The following is a 15,705-nucleotide window of genomic DNA, read 5'->3' on the forward strand; positions in this document are numbered from 1 at the left end:
GCCACCGCGCCTTCGCGGCTCGGTGGCACAACGGTGCGTCAGATCTGGCCCTTGGCCGGGTCCCCGCCGGGCAGCGGTGCCATGACCGTGACGGCCGGGGCCGACTGGAGGAGTCCCGCCAGGGAGTCGTTGAGCCGCGCCACCGGCGCTCCGGCGGAGTGGGCGTCGAGGAGTTCTTGGGACTCCCACTTCTCGATGAGGACCAACGAGCCGTCCGCCGCGTCGTGCAACGCGTAGTACACGCAGCCCGCTTCCTCGTGGACAGCCGGAAGTGCGGCCTGGATGGCCCGCTTCGCCGCGTCGCGGGATCCGGGCAGCGGTTCGAAGACGGCGGTGACGATCACTGGCATGGTCGCTCCGATCTGTTGCTGACAGGTCGAACTCGTGCGGTGCTGGCCCGTTCCAGGAACTCGGCGGCAACGCGGACGTGGCGGGGTCCGGGTGCGAGCTTCTGCCGCATGCGCGCGTGGATGAGCTCCACCGCGTGCAGCGCGAGCAGGTCGATCGGCTGGCGGACCGCGGTCAGCGGGGGGCGGATCAGCTCGGTCCACGGGTTGTCGTCGAAGACCACCACCGACAGATCGTCCGGAATGGACACCCGCGCCTGGAAGAGCATGCGCAGCACCACGCGCACCTGCGCGGTGTTGGCGACGATGAGGCTGGTCGGGGGCTCGTCCAGGCCCAGCATCTGCGCCACCACGTCGGCGCCGCGATCGCCGCGGAACGGCACCGGGCGCACCAGCCGGTCGTCCGGGGCCACGCCGTGCTCCTGCAGCGCCTGCTCGTACCCGCGAACCCGGTCGAACCCGGTCGTGGTGTCCAGGGGGCCGGACACGAGGCCGATCCGCCGGTGCCCGCGGGCGAGCAGGTGCGCGGTCGCGGTCGCGGCGGATTCGACGTTCTCGATGCTGACCACGTCCACCTGGGCGAGCCCGTTGATCGCCCGGTCCACGAAGGTCACCGGGATGTCCAGCGAGGCGAGCTTCTCCCAGCGCTCGACGTTGGCGCCGGTCGGGGTGCCGATCAGGCCGCCGACGGAACGGTCCAGGAGGGTGTCGAGCGCCTGCGCCTCCAGGTGCGGGTCCTCCTGGGTGGTCATGAGCAGGATCTGCAGCTCGCGGGAGCGGGCTTCGGCGACCACGCGGTCGGCGAGCCGGGCGAAGAACGGGTTGGCCAGATCCGCCAGCAGCAATCCGATGGTGCTGCTCTCGCCCTGGCTCAGCTGGCGCGCGGCGGCGCGCGGCCGGTAGTCGAGGGCGTCGATCGCCGCCAGCACCTTCGCCCGCTTCTCGGGCGCGACGGGGCCGGTGTCGTTGAGGACGCGTGACACCACCGAGACGGACACGCCGGCCTGCGCGGCGACGTCTCGAATGGTTGCCGCCTTCTTCATGGAACTCCTTCCCGAGCTCGGACGGACCCTAAGCCACCGGTGCCGGCGGACCGGGGCGGGAGGTGGTCGGCGCGGTCGGGCGTTGACGGTCCGGAAATCGGGGTGGTACAAAACTGGAACCGTTACCACATGCTATCACCTCGGGAGTTCCGGTGAACTTGCACGATTTGCTGCTGGCGCGCGAACACGATGGCAAGCCGATCCGGGTCGGGGTCATCGGAGCCGGTCGCTTCGGCACGATGTTCCTCGCCCAGGTCCGGGCCACCCCGGGTGTGCACGTGGCGGCCGTGGCCGACATCGACCTCGCCCGTGCGCACCAGGCGCTCAAGCTGGTCGACTGGCCGCCGGAAGCCGTGGCCGCCGATCTGGACGACGCGCTGACAAGCGACCGGACCGCGATCCTGCCCGACGCGAGCCGGCTGTTCACCCCGGACATCGACGTGGTCGTGGAGGCGACCGGGAACCCCATCGTGGGGACCTCGCACGCGCTCAAGGCCATCGAGACCGGCCAGCACATCATCATGGTGACCGTCGAGGCCGATGCGTTGCTGGGACCGGCGCTCGCCCGGCGGGCCGCCGACCGCGGGCTGGTCTACTCGCTGGCCTACGGCGACCAGCCCGCGCTGATCATGGAACTCGTGGACTGGGCGCGGACTTCCGGTTTCCAGGTGGTGTGCGCGGGCAAGGGCGCCAAGTACCTGGAGCACTACCACGAGATGAACCCGGACAACGTGTGGGAGAACTGGGAGTTCTCCAAGGAGCTCACCGATTCCGGGCAGCTCAACCCCTACATGCACACCGCGTTCCGGGACGGGACGAAAGCGGCCATCGAAATGGCTGCGGTCGCCAACGCCGCTGGCCTGGTCCCGTCCGACGAAGGGCTCACCTTCACCCCGGGTGACGTCGAGGAGATCGCCACCGTCTGCCGGCCGGCGGAAGTCGGCGGAGTGCTGGCGCACGAGGGATCGGTGGACGTCATGTCCAGCGTGACCCGCGAAGGCGACTGGATTCCGCACAACACGCAGGAGGGGGTCTTCGTCGTCGTCAAGGCCACCAACGACTACGTCTCGGGCTGCTTCGGGGAGTACCCGTGGCACCCGGACCCGACGAAGCAGTACGCCGCGCTGTACCGCCCTTACCACTACGTCGGGCTGGAACTCGGGATCACCATCGCCAACGCGGCCCTGCGCGGGGTGGCGACCGGTGCGCCGAAGGGCTTCTTCGGCGATGTGGTGGCGACCGCGAAGAAGGACCTGAAGGCCGGCGAGGAACTCGACGGCGAAGGTGGCTACACCGTGTGGGGCAAGCTGATCTCGGCCCGGGCCTCGGTCGAGCGGGGCGCACTGCCCATCGCGCTGGCGCACCACGTGGAGCTGCGGCGCGACATCCCGAAGGGCGCGGTACTCACCCGCGACGACGTGGTGCTCGACGACTCGTTCGCGCAGGTGCTCGAACTCCGGGCGGAAACGGAACAACTCCTCGCCCAGGGCTGACCCGACCCGCGACGATTGCGAGGACCGATGACGACACCCGCCGCACGTTCTGCCTCCCTGCTCGGGCTGGGACCGATGGGGGAGCCGATGGCGGCCAACCTGGTCCGCCGGCTCGGATCGCTCACCGTGTGGAACCGCACGCCGGAACGCGCGGCGCGCTTAGTCGAGCTGGGGGCTCGGCAGGCTGCGTCGCCGGCCGAAGCCGCCTGCGACGTGGTCCTCACGGTGCTGCCCGACCTGCCGCAGGTCGACTCCCTTCTCACCGGCCCGGAAGGCCTGTTGGCGGGTTGGCGCGGCAACGGCGTCGTGGATCCGATCCTGGTCGTGCACGGAACCGTCTCGCCCGTCGCGGTCCGGGAATTCGCCGAGCGCCTGCGAGCGGACCACGGCGTCCGGGTCGTCGACGCGCCGATGAGCGGCGGCGTGCCCGGTGCGGAACGCGGCTCGCTGAGCTTGATGGTGGGCGGCGATCCGAGTGCGGTGGAGTCGCTTGAGCCGGTGTTCTCCGCTGTCGCGGAAACGGTTGTGCGCATGGGGGAGTGCGGTGCCGGTCAGCTGGCCAAGGCGTGCAACCAGGTGGTGGTGGCGGGCACGATCGCGGCGTTGAGCGAGGCGCTCTGCCTGGCGCAGCGCTGCGGTCTGCCCCGAGCCGACCTGCTGCGGGCGCTCTCCGGTGGTCTCGCCGGATCGGAGGTGCTGAGCCAGAAGTCGGCGCGATGGCTGAGCGAGGACTTCGCCGGTGGTGGTAGCGCCCGGAACCAGTTGAAGGACCTCGTGTTCGCCGTCGAAGCGGCGAACAGCGCCGGTGCGCCGTCGGAGGTGTCCGAGCTCTTGCGCGCCCAGTTCGGCAGGATGGTCGCCGCCGGTGACGGCGATCTGGACCACTCGGGCCTGATCCGAACCATCGCGAACGAGTGAGCGCCGGTCAGAGCCGGCGTTCTCGGCAACGCCGTGATCGCCCGGACGACCACGACGCCGCTCGCTCAGCTGAACCCCGGCTCTCCTACCGGCGTCGTAGTCGGCGACCGGCCGTCCAGTCGGGGATTTCCCCGGTCGGCGCTGTCCGGTACCGCGTGGGAACGCGGGAACCGCATCGCTTCACCGCTCATCCCTCCCGCGCTGCCGAGAGGTGGGCCATCGCCGCTTCCTCCAGGTGCACGAGGTCGCAGGACACCGTCGCGTAGGTGAAGCCCTGCGCGAGCCGGCGCTTGGCGACCTCGCCGGTCGGGGTGTGGAAGCCCGCGGCGATCCCGGCGTCGGCGGCGGCCTCGGCGATCTTCACCACCGCCTCCTCGAACACGTCGTCCACGGCGGGGTCGGACGCGGTCGCGCCGCCGACGGCCAGGCGCAGGTCCGCCGGCCCGATGTAGACGCCGTCGAGACCGGGCGTCGCGCAGATCTCGGCGACGTTGGCCAGGCCCTCCGGCGTCTCGATCATCGCCAGGACCAGCACCGATTCGTTCGCCTCGGCCGGGTCGGGGCCCACGCGCAGCTGGCTGCGCATCGGTCCGAAGGAGCGCCGGCCCTCCGGCGGGTAGCGCGTCGCGCGCACTGCCGCCGCCGCGTCCTCGGCCGTGTCGACCAGCGGCACGATGACACCGTTCGCGCCCGCGTCGAGCGCTCGCCCGATGGCGTACGGGTCGTTCTGCCCGACGCGGACCAGGGGAGCGGACGTGGTGCCGGCGTCGATGGCCAGCATCGCGTTGCGGACGCCGGCGTAGCCGAGCATGCCGTGCTGGGCGTCGACCACCACGTAGTCGTAGCCGAGCCGGGCGAGGCGTTCGGTGGCGACCGGGTCGTCGAGCGCGACCCAGTAGCCGATGGCCTGCTCGCGGTTGCGGATCCGGCGGGCGAAGTCGAGTGCGCTCACGGGATGCTCTCCTGTTCTCCGGGTTCGGCGCGGGCGGTGGAGCGGGTGCGCTTCCGTTGGAGTTCAGCGCTTCTCGCACGTGATCGCAGCGGGGCGCGGCAGCGCGGTCGGCAGCGGAACTCCCGTGAGCACCTGGTGCTCCGACGCTGACACAACTGCGTGATTTGCGCAACTAAGATGGCGTGATTTGCGCAGCATCGTGTGCGAGGACGGGGCGCGTGATAAGGCGCTTGCCCGGGCATTCCCAGTTGTGTCCGATTCCCGGTTGGGGTGGGTGAACGCTTGGACCGGACCAGCCTGGCGATCTGTCTTGCGTGTTTCGCGCAGAACGAGCATGCTCGATTGCGCGGCATCGAACCACCGCACCGGTGCCTCGCCCGACAGCTCGATCTCCAGGAGGCCCAGTGAACGCGTCCGCGCCAGTCATAGCCGTCACCATGGGGGACGGGGCCGGCATCGGCCCCGAGGTCGTGGTCGGCGCACTCGCCGACGCGGCCGTGCACGAGCTGTGCCGCCCCCTGGTCATCGGGGATGCTCGACGACTGCGCGAAGCCGCCCGGCTGCGCGGTGCGGCGGTCGAGGTGGTCGCGGTCGACTCCGTCGCCGAGGCGCGGTTCGAACCCGGGCGCATCGACGTCGTCGACCTCGGCCTGCTGCCGGGAGATCTGCCGTGGGGAGAGTTGAGCGCGGTGGCCGGCGAAGCGGCCTACCAGTACGTGCGCGTCGCCGCGGAACTCGCGGTCGCCGGCGAGGTCCAGGCGATCTGCACGGCCCCGCTCAACAAGAAGGCGCTGCACGCCGCGGGGCACGACTTCCCCGGGCACACCGAACTCCTCGCCGCGCTCACCGGCACCGAGGAGGTGTCGATGATGCTGTCCACGCCGAAGGTCAAGGTCATCCACGTGACCACGCACATCGGGCTGATCGACGCGATCGCCAAGATCGAGCCCGGTCTGGTGGCGCGCACGGTCCGCCGCGGCCACGCCGCGATCCGGGCGTCCGGTGTCGACGCGCCGGTCATCGGGGTGTGCGGGATCAACCCGCACGCGGGGGAGAACGGGCTGTTCGGCGCGGGCGAGGAGGAGGAGAAGATCGTTCCGGCGCTGGAAGAACTGCGCGCCGAGGGCATCGACGCGCGCGGTCCGCTGCCCGCCGACACCGCGTTCTTCCTCGCCGGCCGCGGGGATTACGACCTGATCGTCGCGATGTACCACGACCAGGGGCACGCGCCGGTCAAGGTGCTGGGCATCGAGGCGGGTGTGAACATCACCGCCGGGCTGCCGGTGATCCGCACGTCGGTGGACCACGGCACGGCTTTCGATATCGCGGGGACCGGCACGGCCGACGTGGGTAGCATGGTCGAGGCCCTGCGCCAGGCCGCGGACCTGGCGCCGGTTTCCGTCAGCTGAAAGGGACGTCCGAGTGCCCCGCGATTCCAAGCTCCGCCGGGAGGCCATCGTCCAGCTGGCCACCACCACCGGTCTGACCGGTGTGGACGAGTTGTCCGCCCACTTCGGGGTCACCGCCTCGACGATCCGGCGCGACCTGGCCCAGCTGGAACGGGCGGGCGCGCTGGCCCGCACCTACGGCGGTGCGATGGCGATCGTCGCCCACCCCGAGGCGAGCCTGCGCCAGCGCGTCGGCGAGGAGTTCGAGGCGAAGCGGGCCATCGCCCGCTGGGCCGCCCGCCAGATCGGCGTCGGCGAAACCGTGCTGCTCGACGCGGGTTCGACGACCGGGGCGCTGGCCAACGAACTGCGCAACGGCCCGGAGCTGACCGTGGTGACGACCGGCATGACGGCCTTGCAAGAGCTGGCCGCGTCCGACGTGGTGACGGTGGAATGCCTCGGCGGCGTGCTCCGCCCGAAGAGCCAGGGGTTCATCGGCCCGCTGGCCGAAGCGGCGCTGGAACGCCGCACTTTCGACCGGGTCTTCCTGGGCGCCGACGGCGTCACGGCCGACGACGGGATCTGCGAGGCCGACATCCGCCAGACCCGCCTCAAGGAGCTGATGGCGCGCCGCGCCGACCACGTCTACGTGCTCGTCCACGCGGCCAAGATCGGTCGCCGCCCCTTCCACGCCTGGGCCCCGCTCCCTCCGAAGTGGACGCTCGTGACGGACGCATCGGCCGTCGAGGAGGATCTGGAACCGTTCCGGGCGAAGGGAATTCGAGTGGTGCTCGCCGACGAAACGGGCAACGACGTTTCGGGCGGCTAGCGCGGTCGGGCATACTCGTCCGGTCGAAGATCACGTGAGATGGGGAGATCTGGGATGACCGCGATGAGCCGGGCTTACCTCGAAGCGGCGGAGTCGGCAGTGCGACTGCTCCGCGACCCGGCGGTTGCCGCGGCCTGGGACCGGCCCAGCGCGCTGGCGGAGTTCAGCGTTCGCGGCCTGGCCGGACACCTGGGCTGCCAGGTCTTGTACAGCTCCCGGCTGCTGGCTGCCGAACCGACGGCGGAGAGGCCGCTGTCCCTCGCCGAGTTCTACGCCGCTGCCGAGGCTTTCAGCACCGGAACCGACTCCGACGTCAACGTCCGCATCCGCAAGCAGGGTGAGGAGGCAGCGGCGCGCGGAGTCGAGGCGCTGGCCGACGAGGTGGCCGCGGCCATCGACGAGCAGCGCACCGCCCTGCCGGCCGAACCGGACGACCGCGTGGTCTCCTTCGGGCCGAGGCCGGTCCTGCTCACCGACTTCCTGGTCACGCGGATGATGGAGATCTCGGTGCACTCCGACGACCTGGCCGTGAGCGTGGGCATCGAGACGCCGGAACTCCCGGAGTCGGTCGTCGAACCGGTGCTCGCACTGCTGTCCGGCCTCGCCGTCCGCCGCCACGGCCAGACCGCGGTGCTGCGCGCGCTGAGCCGCGAGGAACGCGCGCCCGGAACGATCGCCGCGATCTGATCCCTGCGAAGCGCCCGCCGCAGATCAAGGGGTGTATATCATCGGCGCATGCCCGATAAGGCCCGTCCGAGCGAAATGCGTGCTTCCAACGCCGACCGCGACGCGGTGGTGCAGCGGTTGCAGGAAGCTGCTGGTGAAGGGCGCATCGACTTCTCCGAGCTGACCGAGCGGGTCGACCGGGCACTGGCCGCCAAGACCTACGCCGAGCTGGAGCCGCTCACGGCCGACCTGCCGTCCGGGCGTTCCGCGAACCCGGGCGAGCCGCTGCTGCTCAAGGGCGGGTTGCACGGCGCGTCGCGGACCGGGCAGTGGCAGGTCCCGGCGCAGATCAGCGCGCACGGCGGGATGGGCGGGGTGACGCTCGACTTCAGCCGGACCGACTGCCGCCTGCCGGTCATCGACCTGGAGGCGCACGGTCAGATGGCCGGGGTCACGATCGTCATCCCCGAGGGCTGGGCTGCGGAGACCGCCGAGATGGATCCCGGGATCGGCGGGCTGAAGGACAAGACCACGCCCGAGCGGGAAGCCGGTGCCCCGCTGATCCGCCTCAGCGGGACCGGTGGGATGGCAGGCGTGGTCATCCGCCACCCCAACGCCTGGGAACGCCGGAAGCTGCGCCGCCTCTCCTGACCTCGTGCGCGGGTGTGCGGATCGCGGCGTGGAATGATGCCCGGCGTGACTGAGGCGAGCGTGCACGACCACCGCGTGTTGTACGGCTGCATGGGGCTCGGCGGGAGCTGGGACGCCGAACCCCTCGGCGCTGGCGACATCGCCGAGGCCGAGGCCGCGATCCGGGCGGCGCTGGACGCCGGGATCAGCATGTTCGACCACGCCGACATCTACCGGCGAGGCAAGGCTGAAGCGGTGTTCGGCGAGGTCCTGGCCCGCACGCCCGGGTTGCGCGAGCGCATCGTGCTGCAGACCAAGTGCGGGATCCGGCTCGCCGACGGCGACCGGCCCGGGATCTACGACCTGCGCGGTGCCAGCATCGTCCAGCGGGTCGAGGAGAGCCTCGCCCGGCTGCGCACCGACGTGATCGACGTCCTCCTGCTGCATCGGCCGGACCCCCTGGCGGACCCGGAGGACATCGCCAAGGGGCTCATGTCGCTGCACGAGCAGGGCCTGGTCCGCCAGTTCGGCGTGTCCAACATGAACGCCGCGCAGATCGCGCACCTGCAAGCGCACCTCGGTGTGCCGCTGATCGCCAACCAGCTCGAGATGAGCCTGCTCCGCCGCGACTGGGTCGAGTCCGGGGTCCTGGTGAACACCTCCGCGGGCGCGGCGAACGGTTTCCCGGCCGGGACGATCGAGCACTGCCGGATGAACGGCATCGGCCTGCAGGCGTGGGGGCCGCTGGCGAAGGGGCGCTTCACCGGCCGCCAGCAGAGCCCGGCCGAGCGGGCGACGGCGCAGCTCGTCGCCGACCTGTCCGAGGCGAAGGGCGTCACCCCGGAGGCCATCGTGCTCTGGTGGCTCCAGCGCCACCCGGCCCGGATCGCGCCGGTCATCGGGACGACGAACCCCGACCGCATCCGGGCCTGCCGGTACGCGGCCGAGCGGGAACCGGAGCTCACCCACGAGGAGTGGTACCGCCTCTGGATCACGGCCCGGGGCGAAGCCCTGCCCTGATCGTCCACATCGGACTCGTCTCGAACGGATGTGCCGACCGAGCGCTCCGGCGCTTCCGGCCGGACAATGCGGGGTGCGTGGTCCGCGACGGGAGGAGGCGGGGCCATGGGCTCGATCAAGGCAGTCGGTCTGGTCCAGCATCCGCGCCGGGACTGCGCCGGAGTGGTCGGGGTGATCGCGGAGTGGGCGGCCGCGCGCGACATCGAGGTCGTCGGCATCGCAGGCGAGACCCGGTCGTCGATCACGGCCCTGACCTCGGAAGACCTGGGGCAGCGGGCTGACCTCGTGGTCAGCCTCGGCGGCGACGGCACCATGCTGCGCGCGCTGCGGATCGCCTACGGCGACGGCACGCCGGTGCTGGGCGTGAACCTGGGGCGGTTGGGCTTCCTGCCCGAGATCGACACGCACGAGCTGGAAGCCGCGCTGTGCGCGATCGACGAGGACCGCTTCACCATCGAGACCCGCTCGGGCCTGCACATCACGAGCCCGGACCGCTCCGTGATCGCGTTCAACGACGTCGCGCTGCTGCGCTCGCCGGGGCAGGCGATGGCTGCGATCGAGGTGTGCATCGAGGGGCACCCGTTCGTCCGCTACTCCGCGGACGCGATCGTCGTGGCGACCCCGACGGGCTCCACGGCGTACAGCTTCTCCGCGGGCGGCCCGATCGTGTCCCCCAGGGTCGAAGGCCTGCTGATCACGCCGGTGGCGCCGCACTCGGCCTTCAACCGGGCCCTGTTCCTGTCCGAGCGCGAGGCCCTGGCCCTGCAGATCCTGCCCACCAGCGGCGAGCTCGGCGTCGAGGTCGACGGCAGGCTGGTCGCCCGCCCGCAGCCCGGAACCCTCGTCGACATCACCGTCGAACCAGCGGCGGCCCGGGTGATCCGCCTCGGGCGGACCACCTTCTACCAGCGGGCCCAGCGAAAGCTCCGCCTCACCGGCTCCCCGACCGTCTGACCGGGGCCGTCACCTCACGTGGTGCCGATTTCTTGGTGCGCGTGGGGATTCAGCGCGAACGGTCCCTGCCGGACGCCGCTCCGGATGTAGCTTGTTTCTAAGATACGTGGTACTAAAGTATCTGCAGGGAATCGACGGAGCAGGGAGATCGACGTGACGGACTTGAGCCAGGCCGACCGGCTGGTCGCCAGCGTCGGGCGGCACATCGAGAAGATCTGGGACTGGGACGCCTTCCCCGCCAGCCGGGGCTACCCCGAACTGGCCCGCGCGCAGATGCGCTACATCGGTTCCGGCGGTTCGCCCAAGACCGGCGACGAAACCACGTTGGTGCCCAAGCACTTCACCACGAGCCTGCTGTACCAGGATCCGGATCGCTACGCCGCCGTGCACACGCACGAGATCGAGGAGATCTTCCTCATCCACTCCGGCCGGATGGTGGTCAGCTGGGACTTCGACGGCGAGTTCGTCGACATCGTGCTGGGGCCGGGGGACGCGCTGGTCAATCCGGCGGAGCGGGCGCACGGCTTCCGCAACGACGGCCCCGAGCCGATCGTCGCGCAGTTCATGGTCGGCCACCCCAAGCCGATGATGCCGAACTACCGGTCCCACCCGAGCAAGGGCGACGGAGCCCCGGAGTTCCGCCAGCCGTTGCCGGACCCGGCCGACCCGCGGGTGGTCGAGGCGCACCAGTACGTCGTGCGCGGCGCGCAGGCTCCGATCCACTGGCACACCCTGGACAACGGATCGGAGCTGGCGACCCAGCCGTACGTGCTCCCGGCGGAGCAGGGCGGCGTCGTGCCCAGCATTCGGTTCAGCCTGGAGTTCCTGCATCTGCCCGAGCGGGCCGAGACGCTGACCTACACCTTCGACCACGAGGTCGCGTTCATGGTCTGGGAAGGCCAGGTGGCGGTGGAGTTCACCGACGGGGAGCAGGCCGCGTCGACGCTGCTCGGTGCGCGCGACCTGGTCCTGGTCGAGGCGGGGCAGACGTTCCGGCTGCGCAACAGCGGTGCCGGGGTGGCCAAGCTGTCGGCGGCGCTGGGCACCGCGACGCCGGCTGCCGATCGGTGGACCAACGCCGGCTGAGCGCTCTTCGGCTATTTCGTCTCGATGGCTTCCCGCACCGACCCTTCGAGCAGGGCGAGCGCCCGCTCGATGGTCTCGCGGTCGTCCTGGCCCAGGTGGGCGAGCAGCAGCTCTTCGCGATCCAGGTGGCCGCTGAGAACGCGGTCGATGAGCTTGCGGCCTGCCGGGGTCAGTTCGGCGTAGCTGACCCGGCGGTCGGTCGGGTGCTGGCGGCGGCGGATCAGCCCGTCCGCCTCCAGCGCGTCCAGCCGCCCGGTCATCGCACCGGAGGTGACGAGCGCGGATGCGGCCAGCTCGGACGGCGTCTTCCGGTACGGTTTGCCGCCGCGGCGCAGGTTGCACAGGATGTCGAAGGAACCGGGGTTCAGCCCGAACGACTTCAGGTAGCCGCGGAGGCTGCCGGAAGCGAGGTCGGCGATCCGCCGGACCCTGCCGAAGATCGCGATCGGGGAGGCGTCGAGGTCCGGGCGCTGTTCCCCCCACTGCGCGAGCACCTCTTCAACCGGGTCCATTCGTCGTCGACTCCTCGTAGGCCAGGGGTTGAACGGAGCTTAACCGATGGTCGCAGCTCGCTCGTGCAGAAGCCGCTGACCACCAAGTCGTCGCTGCCTGCACGCGAGCATTGATCACGACGTTCTGCGAGGAGCACCCGTGACGAACTCCCCACCACTGCGCGTCGGTCTTCTCGGCTTCGGTTCGATCGGGGCCAAGGTAGCGTCGGAATTGGACGCCGGAGCCGTGCCGGGCGCTCGGGTCGCGGCCGTGCTGCGCCGCCGAGCCGACGCAGGTCCGTCCGCTGTGGACAGCCTCGCCGAGTTGCTGCGCCGCTGCGACGTCGTGGTGGAAGCGGCGGGACCGGCCGTGCTGCGGGAGGTCGCGGCGCAGGTGCTGGACACCGGCCGGGACCTGGTCGCGGTGTCCGTCGGCGGCCTGTTCGAGGACGGCTTCGTGGACCGGCTGCCCCGGCGCGGGCGGCTGGTGCTGTGCTCAGGCGCGATCGGCGGCCTCGACCTGCTGCGCGCGGCGGCCTTCGCCGGGCCGCTCCGCCGGGTGCGGATCACCTCCCGGAAGAAGCCGCGATCGCTGCTGCAGCCGTGGATGGAAGCCGGGGTGGCGGACCGGCTGAAGGCGATGGAGCCGGGCGACGAGCCGGTGGAGCTGTTCGACGGCGGTGTCGCGCAGGCGGTGCAGCTGTTCCCGAACAACGTCAACGTGGCCGCGACAGTGGCTTTCGCCGCCGGTGATCGCGCACTGGTCGAGGTCTGCGTGGTCGCCGACCCGGCTGCGACCCGCACTGCGCACGTCATCGAGATCGACGGGTCGATCGGCAGCTACCGCTTCGAGATCGCCAACGACCCGTCGCCGCGCAATCCCGCATCCAGTGCGGTGGTCGCCTACTCGGTGCTGCGCAGCATCGCCGATCTCAGGGCGACCGGCGTTCGGATCGGCTGATCGGCCGGTCCTGCTCCCGGAAGCAACCCGAATCGAGGAGGCCGACATGACGGATCCCGCCGCGGTCCCCGAGCGCTCGGGACTGCACCTGGTCGAAGCGGGCAGCGGGCCCGATCTCCTCTGCCTGCACGGGATCGGCTCCTGCGCGGAGTCGTTCCGCCCGCAGCTCGACGGCTTGGCCGGCACGGCGCACGTCATCGCGTGGGACGCCCCGGGGTACGGCAGATCGGCCGATCCGGAGTCCGAAGTGGACATCACCGGCTTCGCCGATGCCGCCGCGGACGTCATCCGCAGTCGTGCCAGCGGTTCTGCGCACCTGCTCGGTGTCTCGTGGGGTGGGGTGATCGCGCAGGCGCTGGCGCTGCGCCATCCCGAGCTGGTCAGGAGCCTCGTCCTGGCCGACTCCAGTCGGGGCAGCGGCCGGACTCCAGCAGGTGCCGTGAAGATGCGCGCCAGGGCAGCCGAACTCGCCGAACTCGGCTCGGAGGAGTTCGCCCGCCGCCGCGCGCCGCGCCTGTTGTCCGAGCAGGCACCGCCCGAGCTCGTCGAGCGGGCCATCGCCATCATGACCAGGGCGCTCCGGTTGCCCGGCTACCGCTACGCGGTGGAGGCGATGGCCGACGCGGACACCTCGTCCCGGCTCGCCGAGATCCGAGTCCCCACCCTGGTCCTGTGCGGGGACCGCGACCGGGTGACCGGGATCCCGGAGAGCCGGGCGCTGGCCGACGGCATTCCCGGCGCGGTGTTCGAGACCATCTCCGGCGCCGGGCACCTGGCCAACCAGGAGCGGCCGGAGTCGTTCAACGCCCGGGTCTCGTCCCACATCGACGCCGTCGAAAGCCTGCGCGACGATCAGGCGGTCTGACCTGGCTGCGGTTTCAGCACTGCGGGTTGGTCCGCCGGAGGGTGCTCGGCCGAGGTGTGCGGTCCACGTCCCCTGAGCAGGGCGACTGCTCCCAGCAACGTGAGCACCTGGGTCGCCGCGAGCAGCCCGTACCCGGCGGCGAACCCTTGGTTGCCGCCCAGCGCGATGGCCACGCCCATCAGCATCGGCAGCAGCGCGGACACCAGGTTGCCGATGCCGTTGATGACGCCGTAAGCGCTGCCGACGGTGCCCGGCGGCGCGTACTGCTGCACCAGCGTCGGAATCGCCGGCCCCTGCAGGCCCCAGAACCCGTTGGCCAGGATCAGCATGGACGCCGCCAGCCAACGCGACTCCGCGAACATGACCGTGGTGGCGCACAGCGCGGTGCCCACGCTGCCGATCACCAGCACGATCGGCACTCGGCGAGGTGACACGCGGTCGATGACGTACCCGCCGAGGAAGCCGGATGCCAGGCTGACCACGAACGGCAGCGCCGACAGCGCGCTCATCTGCGCCAACGAGAAGTGCCGTGCCTGCAGCAAGTACGACGGGAGCCAGGACGTGCTGCCCCACAGGTAGCCGAGCGTGGCGACCTCGATCAGCAGGATCCAGCCGAGCTTCGGCGTGCGCAGCGCCGCCGTGAACCGCTGGACGGCTGGTTGCCGGACGCCAGTTCGCCGCCGGGAGACTCGGATGAACGCCGCGACCAGCGGCAGTCCCACCACCAGGTTGAGCGCGGCGAGCAGCAGGAACGAGCCGTGCCAGCCGAACTGCACCACGGCGAAGGTGATCACCGGAATGCCCACCGCCGTACCGATGGACACGCCCATCGAGCTGACGGCGTTGGGCTTGCCCCACGTGCCTTCTGCGAACTGGTCCTTGACGTACATGGTCTTCAGCGAGAACAGCGGTCCCTCGCTGGCCCCGAGCAGGAACCGCAGCGTCAGCAGCAGTACCGCGCCACCGGCGTACGGGGAGACGAGGGTGAACAGCGCCCAGCACAGCAGGCTGACGATCAGGCCGCGTCGTACGCCGAACACCGCTTCGTACCACGGCGTGATCAGCATGGCCGCGATCCCGTAGCCGACCAGGAAGAGGGTCATCAGCGCGCCTTGCACCGCGCGGTTCCCCTCGATCCCGAAGTGCTGGGTGAAGTCGGAATCGGTGATCAGCACCGACACGTTGACCCGGTCGATGTAGGAGATCGCCACGACGACCAGCAGCGTGAGCACTCCCAGCCACCGGGCCAGCGAGCCGGTGCGCTGCCCGCCTTCCCTCAGTGCGGTCACGTGGGCTCCTTCCGGGCCGGCGCACTGCGAGGTGCGCCTGGACAGTTCGGGCGCGGTGGCGCTGGAAGGGCCACATCGCCCGGCCGAGTCCGCAAAGTATCTTGGTGGTAAATTACTTGTGTCAAGTAATCTCGGCGTGCTCGTGCTTCTGCTGCCGAAACCGGCTGGAGCGAGCGGAGGAGTGGGGACGCCCGTACCGGGCTGGCCGCGAGGAACCCGTGCACGAGATGACGGGTGGGCAGCACGACTTGAGCGGGCGCTGCTCGTGGCGCCAGCCCGCTTCGAGCGAAATGCCCCGGGCGGGGCGGGGAGTCAGTCGGTGTTCTCGGCGTAGATGCGGAGGCGGAGCTCTCTGGCCTTGGTCATGTGGACCCGGGCCAGGTCGTGGGCCCGGTCGGCGTCGCGCTGCTCGATCGCTTCGATGATCGCTTCGTGCTCGTCGATCGCTTCCGCCCAGCGGCCCGGGACCTTGAGGGTGGTGGCCGGGTAGCGGGTGAGGTGGTTGTTGAGGCGGGTGAGCAGGTCGACGATGGTGCCGTTGTGGCTGGCCGCCCAGATCGCCTCGTGCACGGTCAGGTTCGCCGCCGCCATCGCCGCCGGGTCCGATGTGGACGTCGCGACCATCGCCTTCTGCGCGCGGGCGATCCGGACCAGGTCGAAATCGCTGCGGCGCTGCGCCGCGGCCGACGCGGCGGTCGCCTCCAGCGAGATCCGCACCTCGTAGATCTCCAGGATCTCCTCGGGGCTGCGGGTGCGGACCCGCATGCCCCGGT

17 protein-coding genes are annotated in these 15,705 nt (G+C 70.8%); 11 read left to right on the top strand and 6 right to left on the bottom strand.

From position 1 onward, the window contains the following. Positions 1–38 precede the first annotated feature (38 nt). Both ABTZ89_RS22200 and ABTZ89_RS22205 read right to left on the bottom strand, forming a co-directional pair. Positions 39–350, bottom strand: a complete 312-nt coding sequence (locus ABTZ89_RS22200; protein ID WP_351047699.1) for a putative quinol monooxygenase — start codon at positions 348–350, stop codon at positions 39–41. Continuing rightward, on the bottom strand, positions 341–1,390 hold the full coding sequence (locus tag ABTZ89_RS22205; RefSeq protein WP_351047702.1) for a LacI family DNA-binding transcriptional regulator: 1,050 nt from the start codon (positions 1,388–1,390) through the stop codon (positions 341–343). Before ABTZ89_RS22205 ends, ABTZ89_RS22200 begins: the two co-directional genes overlap by 10 nt. 152 nt (positions 1,391–1,542) lie before the next feature. Here ABTZ89_RS22205 and ABTZ89_RS22210 point away from each other — a divergent pair, with 152 nt between their 5' ends. Both ABTZ89_RS22210 and ABTZ89_RS22215 read left to right on the top strand, forming a co-directional pair. Continuing rightward, positions 1,543–2,883 (top strand): NAD(P)H-dependent oxidoreductase, encoded by a 1,341-nt coding sequence (locus ABTZ89_RS22210; RefSeq protein WP_270953402.1) that lies wholly within the window; start codon positions 1,543–1,545, stop codon positions 2,881–2,883. A 27-nt stretch (positions 2,884–2,910) separates the two neighbouring features. Then, the gene (locus ABTZ89_RS22215) at positions 2,911–3,801 is read left to right on the top strand and encodes an NAD(P)-dependent oxidoreductase (protein WP_351047707.1); all 891 of its coding nucleotides are present in this window, start codon (positions 2,911–2,913) and stop codon (positions 3,799–3,801) included. A gap of 187 nt (positions 3,802–3,988) precedes the next feature. Here ABTZ89_RS22215 and ABTZ89_RS22220 read toward each other — a convergent pair whose 3' ends face one another. Beyond that, positions 3,989–4,753, bottom strand: a complete 765-nt coding sequence (locus ABTZ89_RS22220) for an HpcH/HpaI aldolase family protein (protein WP_351047710.1) — start codon at positions 4,751–4,753, stop codon at positions 3,989–3,991. A gap of 404 nt (positions 4,754–5,157) precedes the next feature. On the opposite strand from ABTZ89_RS22220, the gene pdxA reads away from it, so the two are divergent. From pdxA to ABTZ89_RS22255, 7 genes are all read left to right on the top strand, one after another. After that, positions 5,158–6,162 carry a 4-hydroxythreonine-4-phosphate dehydrogenase PdxA gene (pdxA, locus tag ABTZ89_RS22225; protein ID WP_351047713.1) on the top strand — a complete coding sequence of 335 codons (1,005 nt, stop codon included), beginning with the start codon at positions 5,158–5,160 and terminating at the stop codon, positions 6,160–6,162. Between the two features lie 13 nt (positions 6,163–6,175). Continuing rightward, complete coding sequence (locus ABTZ89_RS22230; protein WP_270954372.1) at positions 6,176–6,970, top strand: DeoR/GlpR family DNA-binding transcription regulator; 795 nt, start codon at positions 6,176–6,178, stop codon at positions 6,968–6,970. A 54-nt stretch (positions 6,971–7,024) separates the two neighbouring features. Further along, positions 7,025–7,657, top strand: coding sequence for a maleylpyruvate isomerase N-terminal domain-containing protein (locus ABTZ89_RS22235; protein ID WP_270954370.1), 633 nt, complete (start codon positions 7,025–7,027; stop codon positions 7,655–7,657). Between the two features lie 48 nt (positions 7,658–7,705). Further along, complete coding sequence (locus tag ABTZ89_RS22240; RefSeq protein WP_351047717.1) at positions 7,706–8,287, top strand: DUF1707 SHOCT-like domain-containing protein; 582 nt, start codon at positions 7,706–7,708, stop codon at positions 8,285–8,287. 45 nt (positions 8,288–8,332) lie between these two features. Further along, positions 8,333–9,286, top strand: coding sequence for an aldo/keto reductase (locus tag ABTZ89_RS22245; protein WP_351047720.1), 954 nt, complete (start codon positions 8,333–8,335; stop codon positions 9,284–9,286). Positions 9,287–9,391: 105 nt separating this feature from the next. Beyond that, positions 9,392–10,240 carry an NAD(+)/NADH kinase gene (locus ABTZ89_RS22250; protein ID WP_351047723.1) on the top strand — a complete coding sequence of 283 codons (849 nt, stop codon included), beginning with the start codon at positions 9,392–9,394 and terminating at the stop codon, positions 10,238–10,240. A 153-nt stretch (positions 10,241–10,393) separates the two neighbouring features. Next, a complete protein-coding gene (locus tag ABTZ89_RS22255) occupies positions 10,394–11,326 on the top strand; it encodes a cupin domain-containing protein (protein ID WP_270954364.1) in 933 nt (310 codons plus the stop codon). 11 nt (positions 11,327–11,337) lie between these two features. Here ABTZ89_RS22255 and ABTZ89_RS22260 read toward each other — a convergent pair whose 3' ends face one another. Continuing rightward, positions 11,338–11,838 (bottom strand): MarR family winged helix-turn-helix transcriptional regulator, encoded by a 501-nt coding sequence (locus tag ABTZ89_RS22260; RefSeq protein ID WP_270954362.1) that lies wholly within the window; start codon positions 11,836–11,838, stop codon positions 11,338–11,340. Between the two features lie 139 nt (positions 11,839–11,977). Between ABTZ89_RS22260 and ABTZ89_RS22265 the strand changes: the two genes are divergently transcribed. Continuing rightward, positions 11,978–12,778 carry an aspartate dehydrogenase domain-containing protein gene (locus ABTZ89_RS22265; protein WP_351047727.1) on the top strand — a complete coding sequence of 267 codons (801 nt, stop codon included), beginning with the start codon at positions 11,978–11,980 and terminating at the stop codon, positions 12,776–12,778. A 46-nt stretch (positions 12,779–12,824) separates the two neighbouring features. After that, positions 12,825–13,643, top strand: coding sequence for an alpha/beta fold hydrolase (locus ABTZ89_RS22270; RefSeq protein WP_351047730.1), 819 nt, complete (start codon positions 12,825–12,827; stop codon positions 13,641–13,643). Here the strand turns inward: ABTZ89_RS22270 and ABTZ89_RS22275 are convergent. After that, a complete protein-coding gene (locus ABTZ89_RS22275) occupies positions 13,631–14,932 on the bottom strand; it encodes an MFS transporter (protein ID WP_351047733.1) in 1,302 nt (433 codons plus the stop codon). The two genes, ABTZ89_RS22270 and ABTZ89_RS22275, sit on opposite strands and share 13 nt — an antisense overlap. A 312-nt stretch (positions 14,933–15,244) precedes the next feature. After that, on the bottom strand, positions 15,245–15,705 hold a 461-nt coding region (locus ABTZ89_RS22280; protein WP_351047735.1), incomplete at its 5' end, for a GntR family transcriptional regulator.

The sequence above is a fragment of the Saccharopolyspora sp. NPDC002686 genome, assembly GCF_040295745.1.
GTDB lineage: Bacteria > Actinomycetota > Actinomycetes > Mycobacteriales > Pseudonocardiaceae > Saccharopolyspora > Saccharopolyspora oryzae.

Bases quoted from the DNA above. Each gene is read 5' to 3' on its own strand.
- ABTZ89_RS22235 (WP_270954370.1), top strand. From the start codon at position 7,025: ATGACCGCGATGAGCCGGGCTTACCTCGAAGCGGCGGAGTCGGCAGTG.
- ABTZ89_RS22200 (WP_351047699.1), bottom strand. From the start codon at position 350: ATGCCAGTGATCGTCACCGCCGTCTTCGAACCGCTGCCCGGATCCCGC.
- ABTZ89_RS22260 (WP_270954362.1), bottom strand. From the start codon at position 11,838: ATGGACCCGGTTGAAGAGGTGCTCGCGCAGTGGGGGGAACAGCGCCCG.
- ABTZ89_RS22240 (WP_351047717.1), top strand. From the start codon at position 7,706: ATGCCCGATAAGGCCCGTCCGAGCGAAATGCGTGCTTCCAACGCCGAC.
- ABTZ89_RS22215 (WP_351047707.1), top strand. From the start codon at position 2,911: ATGACGACACCCGCCGCACGTTCTGCCTCCCTGCTCGGGCTGGGACCG.
- ABTZ89_RS22250 (WP_351047723.1), top strand. From the start codon at position 9,392: ATGGGCTCGATCAAGGCAGTCGGTCTGGTCCAGCATCCGCGCCGGGAC.
- ABTZ89_RS22205 (WP_351047702.1), bottom strand. From the start codon at position 1,390: ATGAAGAAGGCGGCAACCATTCGAGACGTCGCCGCGCAGGCCGGCGTG.
- ABTZ89_RS22270 (WP_351047730.1), top strand. From the start codon at position 12,825: ATGACGGATCCCGCCGCGGTCCCCGAGCGCTCGGGACTGCACCTGGTC.